The sequence below is a fragment of the Snodgrassella sp. W6238H11 genome (genome assembly GCF_016100525.1).
GTDB classification, from domain to species: domain Bacteria; phylum Pseudomonadota; class Gammaproteobacteria; order Burkholderiales; family Neisseriaceae; genus Snodgrassella; species Snodgrassella alvi.
Genome location: NZ_JACFSH010000002.1, coordinates 8,778 through 21,952 on the forward strand (window position 1 = coordinate 8,778; position 13,175 = coordinate 21,952).

Below are 13,175 nucleotides of genomic sequence, written 5' to 3' on the forward strand. Positions count from 1 at the left end.
AGACAGTATTGATCTGACAGCGGATAGTGTAAATAATGCTGCCGGAGCTATCCGGACAAACCGCCAGTTAAAGGCACAGATTGGCAGCAGCCTGAATAATCAGGGCGGAGAATTCGGCAGTGGCGGAGATGTGTTGCTCAATAGTGAAGGCGAAAGTCATCTGGCTGTTGATAACAGTGAAGGCGGAAAAATCATAGCCGGTAAAGATGCCTATCTGAATACAGAAAGTATTAAAAATAATAATAAAGGGATAATAAGTAGTGAGAATCTGAATCTGAAAGCAGCACGTGCAGAAAATACGGCAGGGGGTATTATTCAGTCTGGTAAACAGTTAAAGGCGCAGATTGACGAAAAGCTGGATAATACGGGAGGAAATATTGCAAGTAATGAAGAGTTACTGCTGAATGCTGATGGGCTGAGCAATCTGGTATTGAATAACAGCGCAAATGGTAAGATTCAGGCCGGTAAAGGGGTAGTTATTCATGCATCAACACTGGATAACAGCAATAATGGCAGTATAGATGCAGACAGTATCGATCTGACAGCAGACAGTATTGATAACACTGCTGGTAACATCCGTGCCAATAAGCAGCTAAATGCACAAATCAATCAGAAACTGCTTAATCAGTATGGACAAATCAGTAGCGCAGACAATGTAAATATTCATGATCAGCTGCATAATACTTTGGAAATTGATAATACCAATAACGGTAAAATTCTTGCTGGAAATGATTTAAATTTACAGGCCAAAAAACTGGATTATGCCAGTACTGACGATGCTGGTATAGCTGCCGGTCATGATGCATCTATAGATTTAACAGATGATTTTAATATTAACGGGAATATAAGTGCTAATGCTGGTCTGAAATTGCATAGTAATGGTAAAATAATTAATAATCATAATGTTATCGGTGATAGTGTTATTATTGATGCCAGCCGGATAGATAATCAGGCAGCCGGTACTATTCAGAGTAATAAGCATACAGAATTAAATGTGCAGGACAGTGTAATTAACCGAGGTCTGATAAACAGTAATGGTCTGACTCTGATTCAGGCTGGAAACCTTGTAGATAACGTTGGTACCGGACGCATTTACGGAGACCATGTGGCGATAGGTACCGGCAGTCTGTTAAATCGAGAAGAAATAACAGGTAATGAAACTAAGGCAGCAATTATTGCTGCACGCCAGCAGCTGGATATAGGTGCCAGAGATATAGTCAATAAGGAGCAGGGCTATTTACTCAGTGAAGGTGATCTTGCTATTGGCGGAAAGCTGGACAAACAATATCATGCTACCGGAATGGCCGATAGTCTGATAAACAGCAGTGCGCGTATTGAGGCAAAAGGTAATGGAAATATTGCTGTAAATGAATTACGTAATCTGAATAATCATTTTACTCTTGAAGAGTATCTGGCAAATCCTGAGCAGCATATTCAACAGTATTTATTCCCCGGTCAGACAGAGAAATGGACAGAGGGAGTGGACGGGCATTACAATGAAAGAAAGAAGAAAAATGAACATTCTGAATTTTATTTTAATGATGGTCGTCCTATGGCCAGAGAGGAAAAAACTGGTATCACATGGTGGGATTTTAACCGCAAAACTTATAAACAGCGTGTCAGTGAAAGCAGACCGGGTGAAATTATTATTGGCGGTAATTTAAATATAAGCGGCAGCCATTGGGAAAATAATAACAGCCGGATTCTGGTAGGCGGTAGTCTGATTGGTGCAGATTCTTTACAGTTGGATAATATTGAAAGTAAAGGTCAGCAGCGTGTGGTTGATACCGGTACATTAGGCGGATATAAAAAAAGTAAAAGTGGTAGCTGGCCGAACAGGCGTACTGAATATAAGCGTAAAGTAAGAGGTCAGATAAACGAGACCACAATCACGACTATTGATCTTGAACAACCTGTTAGCATTATCCAGCAACATATGAAAGTTGATTCTACAGACAATACCATTATTGGGGTAAACAATAATACCGGTAACATAGAGAATGCAGGAAGTGTATATACGGGTAGTTCATCTATTGGCAGTTCCAATAGTAAGCATACAGATACAGTCAATGTTACGAGCAATAATTCAGTTAAAGATAATGTCAATGCTGATAAGACAGGCAGTAACGATTACAATATGTCAGCTAATAATCAGCCTGTAGATGATAATAAGACTGATAGTGCAAAGGTTCCCAGTATTAAAACACTTACCAGTCTGAATAATAAATTACCTAATAATAGTTTGTATCATATTGATCCGGATAATAAAGGTTATCTGGTTGAAACCGATCCGGCATTTACCAATAAAAATAAATGGCTTAGTAGCAACTATATGTTAGAAGCGCTGGGTCAGGATCCGGAAAAAATACAGAAGCGCTTAGGGGATGGTTATTACGAACAAAGACTGATTAATGAACAAATAGATCAGTTAACCGGTTATCGCCGCCTTGCAGGATATGACAGTGATGAAGATGAATATAAGGCATTAATGGATGCTGGTGTAAGCATGGCGAAAACCATGGGACTGGTACCGGGAATCGCTCTGAGTGCCGATCAGGTAGCACGCCTGACCAGTGATATTGTCTGGATGGTAAGTCAGACTGTTACTATGCCTGATGGAAGTCAGCAAACTGTACTGGTCCCGCAGGTATATCTGATGGTGCGTGACGGAGATTTAAATACTGCCGGTGCATTAATCAGTGCTAATAATATCAGTCTGCATACTAATAAGGATATTAATAATCAGGGTACAGTGGCCGGTCGCAGAATTGTAGATCTGGGTGCACATAATCTTAGTAATAGTGGTCTGATCAGCGGGCAAAATGTGCTGCTTAATGCAACTGACAATATTGATATTAATGGCGGTACCGTTCAGGCACAGAATTTTCTTGGTCTGCAGGCAAAACATATAAATGTTAACACTACCACGGCAACTCACGGTGATGAGCGCAATGGCGGTACCGTGATTGATCGGGTGGCAGGACTGTATGTAACAGGCAATAAAAATGGGATTCTGGCAGTTAATAGTGTAGAGGATCTGAATTTTCATGGTGCCAATATTGTGAATACAGCAACCAACGGTCTGACTCAGCTGGCCAGCAGCAACGGAAGTGTCAATCTGGGTACGGTTCAGACTGCAAGTCACACCGGTTATGGTGAACTCAGTGCCAGGAACCATCTGGCACTGGATCATAAAGATGAAAGAGGAACTCAAGTTATTGCCGGAGGTGATGTTACATTATTTTCTGGCAATACTGTTAATATCCGGCAGAGTGATATTAACAGTACTAATGGTGATATTAATATTTATGGTAATAAAGGGGTTAATATTACCGAGGGCAGAGCAAAAACAGATCTGGATGAGGCTCATTACAATAAAACAAGAGGAACTTTTTCCACTAAAAAAAGTATAGATAAATATCAGAAACATAATGATGAAGCAGTAAGCAGTAATATTACCGGTAGCAATATCCGTATTGGTAGTGAACAGGATATTAATATCCGCGGCAGCAATGTTATTGCAGATAATCAGACTTTATTACATGCCGGTCGTGATATTAATATCGAGGCAGCTGAGAATCAGTATCAGGTACAGGAATATCATGCCAGAAAAAAATCCGGTCTGATGGGTAGTGGCGGGTTTGGTTTCTCTATTGGCAGTCAGAAACAAACCGATGACATTGCCGGAAATTCCCTTATTCATAGCGGCAGCAATGTTGGCAGTCTGAAAGGTGATACGATTATTGTTGCCGGTAATCGTTATACGCAAAGTGGCAGTACAGTTTCTTCCCCTGGAGGTAATGTTGCTGTTGTAGCTAAACAAATAAATGTGCAGGCAGCTCAGGATCAGTACAGCACCGATTATGTGCATACTATGAAGCAAAGTGGTATTACAGTAGGTGTAAACATACCTGTAGTTGGTGCTATTCAAAAAGCCGGAACTGCAATTGAGCGTACAAATAAAAGCAAAAATGATCGTATCAATGCTATGGCTGCCTTTAATGCCGGTATGGACACATATAAAGCAGGTAGTGCTGTTGCGGATATTGCCAATAATCCCCAAAATGCTATGAATGCTAATGTCGGTATAACAGTTGGTCAGCAGAAGCTTCGTATGGAGAGTCACACGAAAGATACTGTAGCCTCTGCTAGCCGCATTAATGCTGGTGGAACAGTCAATTTACTGGCAACGGGCGCAGGCAAAGACTCTAATATCAACATCATCGGATCAGATGTGGCAGGCAGCAGAGGCACACACTTACAAGCAGATAACGAAATTAACCTGCTTGCAGCAGAACAAAGCCACAGCGAACGCAGCAGTAATAAATCCAGCGGCTGGAATGCTGGGGTGGCTATCAGCTATGGCTCTGGTGGTGCATCTCTGGGTGTTACAGCCGGGGGCAATCTGGGTAAAGGCCATGGTAACGGAGACGAAACCAGCTACCGTAACAGCCATGTCGGCAGCAGCAGCGGGAGTACCAGTCTCAGTAGTGGCGGTGCTACCAACATCATAGGTGCACAGGTAATCGGAAAAGGCGTAAGTATAGATGCAGCCGAGCTGAACATAGCCAGTCTGCAGGACAAAGCCAAATATGACAGTAAACAGCAGAATATCAGCGGGCAGGTTACTGTAGGCTACGGTGCATCGGGATCGGCCAGCTATAGCAAGAGCAAAATCAAGGCCGATTATGCCAGTGTCACTGAACAAAGCGGTATAATAGCTGGAGATGACGGCTATCAGATTAAAGTCAAAGGCAATACAGATCTGAAAGGGGCCATCATAACTTCTGCCAGTTCCGCAGAAGCAGCAGGTAAAAACAGCCTGATTACCGGCAGTCTTACCAGCAGTGACATCAAAAATCACAGCGATTACAGTGGTAGCAGCATTGGTATTGATGTCAGTGGCAGTATAAGTGCATCTAAACCAGAGCGAAGTCAGTCAGACAAAAAAGATAATACCAATAATAAAGATAGTAATAACAATAACACTAATTCCGATAAGAAGTGGTCTGACAGTAATAACACCTCACTTGGACTTGGTCATGATAGTGATCACGACAGTAGTACTACTCATAGTGGTATCAATACCAGCAATATCATCATTACAGATGAAACAGCGCAGCAGCAGAAAAATGGTAAAACCGTAGCAGAAGCCATAGCAGCTATTCATACTGACACCAGCAGCGAAGATTATGCTGGTAAGGCTGGCTATTTGGCCAACAACTTTGACAAGGAAAAAGTGCTTAATGAATTAAATATTCAGGTAGAAGTTACTAAAGAATTCCGTCAGAACAGCCTTGGATTAATTAACTCTTATATCGATTCCAGACAGGCAGAGCTGAGGAAAAAAATCAAAGAAGAAACATCAGAAGAAAATAAAACAGAACTGTATAAAGAGATTTATAAACTGCAATATCAGCGGCGTTTACTGGAAACAGTAGTCAATATACTGGCCGCTGATCCAACTGCTGCCATTACTCAGGGTACTTTACAGCTGGCAGCCACTAAGTTACGTGAAGAAAGTCTGGCCAATTCCAGAAAATCGCCTGGAATAGTAATTAACAAGGAAACTGGAGAAGTAATGAATAATGTTTCCTATGATAGTGGATATTTTGATGGTGTTAAGCTTGGTGGGGTACGATTGCATTTAGATATTATCTGTGGCAGCGATAATGGACGTTGTGAAACAGATGATATGAACAATCTGAAAAAAGATGAACATGGTAATTATATATTTAAAGGAGATTCTAAGTATCCGACGTTTGCTGATCTAATGAAGGATACAACAGAGGTGGGTGGTATGTTTGGTCTTACCGGCGGCTTCCAGCCGGTGCAAGGTGGCTGGTATCTGCCCGGGCTGACGATTCCGTATAATAAGGGTGATTTCTCTGATGATTTGATAGAATCCTTTGCCGGAACACATGATTATCTTGGCGGACAGATATGGGGCTGGTATGGGGATGACGGAAACACTTCACGCAACCGTAATCCGTTTCAGAATATAGCATCAGATACGACAACATATGTAGCAATACCCGCCTCAGCACCGGCTGCTTTGGCTGATTTTCTGAATTCAGATATGTTTCAGTTATTATACAAATTAGGAAAATAACAATGAAATTTAAAAGATTTGTTATGTTTCCGGGGCTATCAGAAGATAGATGCTATTGGTCATACCAATGTACAACAACAGGAATCTGATGTGATCTGTGGTGTAAGAGATTTAAGGAGCGATAATCTGGATTTAAAAATTCTGTATCGTGATATGACAGAAAATCGAGTTACACCACGTCAGCATGGTTTATAATTTGCTGATATGTAAAAAAATTCTGAAAAATTGTACAAATAAGGAAAGGCTATCCGGATTTTGTAATTAAAAAACATTTCCGATAAACTAACTGAGCATGATTATTGAAAGGATATCAATGAACAGATGCGAGGCTGAGAAAAAAGACAGTAATGATGCCTCGCATAACCATAATGAATTTTAGAATGCTGAAGGATTAAAAAAAGTATGCTAGAAATTTAGCAAAAAGATAATGCATGCAGTTTGTTACAGAAAGCCCTCGGTACAGGAGTAGCAGCTACGGTCTGTAATTATAGTAAAGTGATTCGGATCTCGGATTACCACAAAACTATATATGGCAATACAGTAGTAGCTTCTAATCCAGATATTTACCGTGACTAAGAACCGTCTTTAGAAATGTAGCAGAATAAAATCTGTAATCAGCCTACGGTAATTTGTATGTTGCTGTTAATAATTCGGCTTTAGAAGTTATCTCCGGCCGGATAACGCAAAAAATAATCAGAACCATGCAGATACTGATTCATGAAATCAATGGCAAACGCTATTTTGCATTTGAAGAAAAGCAACTTATGCAGAAATGAATCGCTAAAATCTGTTTACTTATATTTGTCGGTATCGGCGTATGTCTGAGCGATTGCCGTGTAATAAACTTGCAGAATAGTGAATATGCAGAGAGAGCAGTAATAAAACAATTTAAATGATGAACAACATGTTTGTTCTGTGTATGAAAAACGCGGAATACCTACATATGCAACTTACTTTGTAATGCAACAGCAACAATTGAAATTTTAGTTCAAAACAAAAGGTAAAAATTAATAATGTAAGTATTGATAGTCTGATATATCAGTCCTGAATTTAATTTAATTATTTATTCAGAAAATAGTTGAAATTTATAATTCATGGTAGTTTTACAGGATAATATTTTGATCATTATTAAAAATAGCTAAGAATAAAAGTTAAATGACTGAGGAAATTAAAAGAAACTCTATTAAAATAATAACTGTTTTGCGTAAATAAAATAAGAATATTGACATTAAAGCTAATAATATTCTTATATCATAAAAATAAGCTAAGATGATATAATTTAACCTATATGAATATTTTGATAAATTTAAAAAATAAATAAGCTTATTCGGCAATTTGTTTCAACAATTTATTCAATCGTCCTGTGGCATTTTTATAAGGGGAGGAGGTATTAAACTGAATCATGCGTCCGCGTGTGTATTTTTCATGCCAGGGTGAGCCATACAGCTCTTCATTACTAAAGCTATCAATAAGTGAAATCAGATTCTTTTTGTTGGTCTCCAGAAGAGAGAGTAGCTGTTTGAAGTCGGTGATGTCCTGATAATCACGATAAAATTTCTGTGCCAGTAATCCCAGTTGATTCCATTTATATCCTGCTTCCGGAAAGGCAATTTTCTGCCCTGACTGTTCCTGTTTATGCCATGACAGTACCAGTTCTCCCCAGCCAATTAAATAAGACACAAGCTGTGCAGCACTCATCATTGTACCTTTAGCATGGCCTTCCATCAGAGGCAGATAGGCTTTCTGTTCAGGTACAGCAGCCAGCTTTTTGGTCAGTAGTGTATAGTTTTTGTTAATTGCTTCAATTAGTTCCTGTTTAGATTCAGGTATTGCCATTTGGTTCTCCCTACCTTCAGACATTAACTATATGAACTTTGTCGTACAGCATAACATATTTTGTGGCAGATAAATGGAAGTGCTATGGTGATTCGGAAAATAAAACTACGGCAAAAGGCAGCTTATTTAGACAATCATTCTTATGCTCACTGTTATTTTTATTAAATTTTTTATTTATTTATGTATCTATTGGTTAAATAAATATTAAAAATATTTTGATTTAATTTTTGCTTGTTTATGGTCAATAAATTCGATTGTATTAGATGTTTTAATCCTGCGTTTGTGCAGGTATTGATACCTGCTGATTGATGTTTTTATTTATGGGGTTGGTGAAAACAGATGAGTAGGAAAATACCTGAACTGGTGTGCCCGGCAGGTAATTTACCGGCGCTGAAAATGGCAGTAGACCATGGAGCGGATACGGTTTATATGGGGCTGAAGGATGCAACTAATGCACGCAATTTTGCCGGTCTGAATTTTGACTATAAGTCAGCCGCTGAGGGAATTGCTTATGCACATCAGTACGGGCGTAAGGTGCTGATGGCAATTAATACTTATGCACAGGCCGGCGATGTACTGAAATGGCAGCAGGCTGTGGATACAGCGGCTGAGCTGGGCGTGGATGCGGTTATTCTGGCTGATCTGGGGATGCTGGCTTACGCGCGAAAAACACATCCTCAGCTGGCATTGCATATGTCGGTACAGGGGTCGGCTACGAATTATGAGGCGATTAATCTGGCTCAGGAGCTGTTTGGTATTAAACGAGTGGTATTGCCGCGGGTGCTGACTTTATCTCAGGTGGAACAGGTAATTAAACATACTTCTGTGGAAATTGAGGTGTTTGGGTTTGGCAGTTTGTGTGTGATGGTAGAGGGACGCTGTCTGCTTTCAAGTTATGTAACGGGGGAGTCGCCTAATACTTTCGGTGTGTGTTCACCGGCAAAATATGTTCGCTGGGAGCAGCATAACAACGGAATGGATGCACGGCTGAATAATATTCTGATTGACCGGTATGGTGTGGATGAGCCGGCCGGTTATCCGACTTTATGCAAAGGGCGGTTTCAGGTAAATCAGGAAACGTATTATGCACTGGAAGAACCAACCAGCCTGAATGTTATAGAAATTTTGCCGCAATTGCTGGAAATCGGTGTGGCGGCGATTAAGGTGGAAGGCAGGCAGCGCAGTCCGGCCTATACAGCTCAGGTCACTAAGGTATTACGGCAGGCTCTGGATATGGCAATACAAAGTCCGGAACAGTTTAGTGTTAATCCGTTGTGGCAGCAGGCACTGGCCAAAGTCTCAGAAGGCCAGCAGGTAACGCTGGGTGCTTATAACCGGCCGTGGAAATGATAAGGGAATGTAGATGATGCAACAGGGTAAACTGGCTTTATCGTTAGGGCCGATTCTGTTTTTCTGGCATAAGCAGCAGATTGTGGATTTTTACCGGCAGATGGCTGAGCAGCCACTAAAAACGGTTTATATGGGTGAAACGGTATGTTCCCGCCGGCAGGAGCTGAAAGTAGCCGACTGGATTGATTTGGCTCATGATGTGGCTACCAGCGGGCATGAGGTGATTTTATCATCACAGGTGCTGCTGGAGAGTGAATCTGATTTAAAGCGGCTGCGTAAACTGACAGAACAAGCTGATTTTCAGGTAGAGGCTAATGATCTTGCTGCGGTGAGGCTGCTGCATGCAAAGGGAATTCCTTTTGTTGCGGGGCAGGCACTAAATATTTATAACGAGCAGACGCTGGCATTGATGCAGTCGCTGGGGGCATATCGCTGGATTGCTCCGGTTGAGCTGGGCGCAGACCGGCTGGCCAAGATGATTGCGGCAGTGCCGGATATGACCTGTGAGGTATTTGGCTGGGGAAAATTGCCATTGGCTTATTCTTCGCGCTGTTTTACCGCACGGCATTACAATCTGAAAAAAGACAGTTGTGAATTCAAATGTCTGGAACATGCTGATGGTCTGCTGCTGAATACACGCGAAAAACAGGCTTTTCTGACTATTAACGGGATTCAGACAATGTCTGCCGGCTATCACTCTTTACTCGCCAGTTATCAGCAGCTGATGGCTATTGGTGTGAAGTATTTAAGAATTTCTCCGCAAAAAGAGTATATGGCGGAAGTGATTGAATTGCATCAGCAGGTTCTGGACGGAGCAAAAAAGGCAACTTCTGCTTTATCTGAGCTTAAAATGCATGCAGGTGATGTACTGGTGGATGGTTACTGGCATGGTAAAGCCGGAATTAATCAATGCGAAGGGATGATACATGCAGGTGCCTGATAAAGTAATGCCGGTATTTTTGAAAAAGATAATTTCAGTACTGCCGGCAAAACCACCGGCATGGGTATTGGTTAATACCTTAAATCAGTTACTCAGAAGAGAGATATTACTAGCTGATATGTCTTTGCTGGCCGGACGTCATTTCCGGATTGTGGTATCAGATTTGGGGCTGGATTTATGTTTCAGTGCCAGTAACGAGCGTTTTATGGCTGCTGGTACCGCTGATGTGGTGGATTTGTGTCTGAGTGCCAATACCGCCGATTTTATGAAGATGCTGTTGCGCCAGGAAGATCCGGATACGCTGTTTTTCAATCGCCGGCTGAAAATCGAGGGTGATACAGAGCTGGGATTGGTGGTAAAAAATCTGCTCGACAGTATTGACTGGTCGACTGTTCCTGTTATGAAGTCACTGGTAGGGCAGTAGCTACAGGCGGTGATTCAGGAACTGTTACAGCAGCCGGTATCTGGTTATGATACCGGCTTTTTAAACAGGCTGTTATTAATCTAAAGGACGGCGGCAGGCAATCATGTAATTGACATCCAGACTGTCGGTAAGGTGATAGCGTCTGGTTAACGGGTTGTAGGTAAAGCCACTGCTACCCAGCCATTCCAGACCAGCCTGACGACACAGGCGTGCCAGTTCTGCCGGCGTGATGAATTTGCGGTGATCATGGGTGCCGTGCGGCATCAGTTGCAAGATGTATTCTGCTGCAATGATGGCTTGCATATATGATTTGATATTGCGGTTGATAGTGGAAAAACAAACTACGCCGCCAGGTTCAACTAATTGTGCGCAGGCATGCACTACACTGCCCGGATCGGGTACATGTTCCAGCATCTCCATACAGGTAACTGCTCCGAAGCCGGCCGGCATTTCTGCAGCTAAGTCTTCTACACTGACCATACGGTAGCTTACGTTGCCGACATGTTCCTGCATAGCATGTAACTGGGCGATTTTCAGGGATTTTTTGGCTAAATCGATACCAGTAACGCTACTGGCACCGGCTTTTGCCATGGCTTCGCTCAGAATTCCGCCGCCGCAGCCTACATCCAGTACATCTTTACCGGCCAGGCGGGCATAACTATCAATAAAACTGAGCCGCAAGGGATTAATGTCATGCAGAGGTTTAAACTCGCTCTCTTTATCCCACCACTTATGTGCCAGCTGGCTGAATTTGTCGATTTCGCCGGCATCGACGTTGGCGGGTGCGGCCGGCAGACTGGTTTGTTGCTCTACTGGAGTATTCATAATTGTTATTCCTTTGTTGCAGTGGATTTAACCCACAAGGCGATGATGTTGTTTTTTTCGCGCGGACGGGCGCCAGACCAGATTTCATGCCATTCAGGCGGCGGAGTGGTTTTGGAGTCTCTGCTGATTAGACGATAGTTACAGTGCGGATTATCCGGCAGCAGAGGAATCCAGCTATATTGCTGCCATGCAATACGCATGCTAAAGCTATTCTGGTTAACGCTGATGCAGTCATGCATATTAATAAAAGCCTGTTGTTGTTCTTCGCTCAGACTGTTTTGCATTTGTTGGACAACCGGCCGGGCGGATTTGGCTGCATCCAGCCATGGTAAGAACAGAGTAAGCAGCAGTGACCACACCAGTAATACGCCGGCAGCCCAGTTAGTGACTGCCTGTCTGCCGCGGATATGCTGGCGGGTAATGGCCCACAGCCATAATGGTGTCAGTACGCAGGCAACAATTACCGGAAAGTAGTTTACATCGTAGCGGTAGTACGGGCTGAAATAAACTGCCCGTTCGGCCAGTTTGGCCGGCCAGCCGTAATTCATGGCAATAAAGCCCAGCCAGAGAAATACAGCCAGAAAGCCGAAAGCCATAATGCCGAACCAGTTGAGAAATGCTATGGCGTTGCGACGCAGGGCATCCAGCTGTGCTGCTCCTAATACAGCCAGCGGTGGCAGGAGAAATACTAATAAATCCTGATATTGCTGTGGCAGCAGAGCAAATACAAGCAGAGACAGGCTCAGCCAGATAATACCGAGAATACCCCAGCGCAGATTGTTCAGTTTGCAGCGTGTGGCTGTCCAGATGGCTAATGGCCATGCAGGGAAAGCAAACCAGATAAGATTTTTCAGGTAATACCCAAGTGAGAAATGTGCCTCAAAATGGCGGAAACCGCCGAATGGTGCGAGGGCATGGTATTGCCACCACAAATTGAATATATTGGCAGCAGTCTGATGTAAGGCCAGTGGCCAGATCAGCATCAGCGGTAAAGCACAGAGCAGGGAGATGAGTAATACCAGATGGTAGCGCCGGCTTTGCCATTTCGAATGCAGCAGCAGGCTGAATGCAATCAGAATCAGCAATAGCGGCCAGAGTAAACTGCCGGTTAAAGACAGAACTGCCAGACCGCCGCCAAGCATCATGCTGGCCATCATAATACGCCGTTCCGCCAGCGCAAAACCATACCAGCACATGGATGCACCAAGACAGAGAATCATGCTGTCGTTAATAAAGTGTGCCGGTATCAGCAGACCAGTACATCCTAATAAAATCAGTACCGCAATCCGGCCGTAGCCTCGCCCGAGAAATTCGCGCGCAGAACCGCCAATACAGGAAAACGTGAGTACTATGAGGATAACATTGGTAAGACGGGTGGCTTCATAGACATCCATCCGTTTCGGGCTGAATAAATGCTGACATAAGGCAGCCAGCCATGTATATAAGGGAGAAGCTTCCCAGTTTATGTCACCAAAAATAGTCGGAACTGCCCAGTTTGAAGTTTGCCACTGACTGACGGTAGTAAACAGATAAGGTTCACCCGGTGTCCATAAATCATGATGCAGTACACCCGGCCACAGCCACACAAATACCAGTAACAGCAGCAGCCATGAACGTTTTTTGTTCATGTGAGGTGAACTGCCGGATTTTGCGGGGGTATAGGTAAGCATGAGATTCTGACTGCAATA

Annotated in this window: 8 protein-coding genes; 5 read left to right on the forward strand and 3 right to left on the reverse strand. The window is 42.8% G+C overall.

The features are described 5' to 3' along the window. Positions 1–6,112 (forward strand): hemagglutinin repeat-containing protein (locus H3V00_RS03490; protein WP_198207134.1); only part of this gene is annotated, 6,112 nt, incomplete at its 5' end. 18 nt (positions 6,113–6,130) lie between these two features. Beyond that, the gene (locus tag H3V00_RS03495) at positions 6,131–6,307 is read left to right on the forward strand and encodes a hypothetical protein (protein ID WP_158500020.1); all 177 of its coding nucleotides are present in this window, start codon (positions 6,131–6,133) and stop codon (positions 6,305–6,307) included. A 1,128-nt stretch (positions 6,308–7,435) separates the two neighbouring features. Here the strand turns inward: H3V00_RS03495 and H3V00_RS03500 are convergent. Further along, positions 7,436–7,948 (reverse strand): ClbS/DfsB family four-helix bundle protein, encoded by a 513-nt coding sequence (locus H3V00_RS03500; RefSeq protein WP_084551719.1) that lies wholly within the window; start codon positions 7,946–7,948, stop codon positions 7,436–7,438. Between the two features lie 339 nt (positions 7,949–8,287). Between H3V00_RS03500 and H3V00_RS03505 the strand changes: the two genes are divergently transcribed. The 3 genes from H3V00_RS03505 to H3V00_RS03515 are packed head-to-tail and all read left to right on the forward strand — an operon-like array spanning position 8,288 to position 10,662. Next, entirely contained in the window at positions 8,288–9,298 is a 1,011-nt protein-coding gene (locus H3V00_RS03505; RefSeq protein ID WP_198207132.1) for a peptidase U32 family protein, read from the forward strand. Between the two features lie 16 nt (positions 9,299–9,314). Next, on the forward strand, positions 9,315–10,238 hold the full coding sequence (locus H3V00_RS03510) for a U32 family peptidase (RefSeq protein ID WP_084563501.1): 924 nt from the start codon (positions 9,315–9,317) through the stop codon (positions 10,236–10,238). Continuing rightward, on the forward strand, positions 10,225–10,662 hold the full coding sequence (locus H3V00_RS03515) for an SCP2 domain-containing protein (RefSeq protein WP_100126584.1): 438 nt from the start codon (positions 10,225–10,227) through the stop codon (positions 10,660–10,662). Before H3V00_RS03510 ends, H3V00_RS03515 begins: the two co-directional genes overlap by 14 nt. A 75-nt stretch (positions 10,663–10,737) precedes the next feature. Here H3V00_RS03515 and ubiG read toward each other — a convergent pair whose 3' ends face one another. Then, positions 10,738–11,487 carry a bifunctional 2-polyprenyl-6-hydroxyphenol methylase/3-demethylubiquinol 3-O-methyltransferase UbiG gene (gene ubiG, locus H3V00_RS03520; protein WP_198207130.1) on the reverse strand — a complete coding sequence of 250 codons (750 nt, stop codon included), beginning with the start codon at positions 11,485–11,487 and terminating at the stop codon, positions 10,738–10,740. A 5-nt stretch (positions 11,488–11,492) separates the two neighbouring features. Continuing rightward, positions 11,493–13,115 (reverse strand): glycosyltransferase family 39 protein, encoded by a 1,623-nt coding sequence (locus H3V00_RS03525; RefSeq protein WP_232335934.1) that lies wholly within the window; start codon positions 13,113–13,115, stop codon positions 11,493–11,495. Positions 13,116–13,175 lie beyond the last annotated feature (60 nt).

Coding starts and splice junctions, on each gene's coding strand:
- H3V00_RS03500 (WP_084551719.1), bottom strand. CDS start 7,948: ATGGCAATACCTGAATCTAAACAGGAACTAATTGAAGCAATTAACAAA.
- H3V00_RS03505 (WP_198207132.1), top strand. CDS start 8,288: ATGAGTAGGAAAATACCTGAACTGGTGTGCCCGGCAGGTAATTTACCG.
- H3V00_RS03510 (WP_084563501.1), top strand. CDS start 9,315: ATGCAACAGGGTAAACTGGCTTTATCGTTAGGGCCGATTCTGTTTTTC.
- H3V00_RS03515 (WP_100126584.1), top strand. CDS start 10,225: ATGCAGGTGCCTGATAAAGTAATGCCGGTATTTTTGAAAAAGATAATT.
- ubiG (WP_198207130.1), bottom strand. CDS start 11,487: ATGAATACTCCAGTAGAGCAACAAACCAGTCTGCCGGCCGCACCCGCC.
- H3V00_RS03525 (WP_232335934.1), bottom strand. CDS start 13,115: ATGAACAAAAAACGTTCATGGCTGCTGCTGTTACTGGTATTTGTGTGG.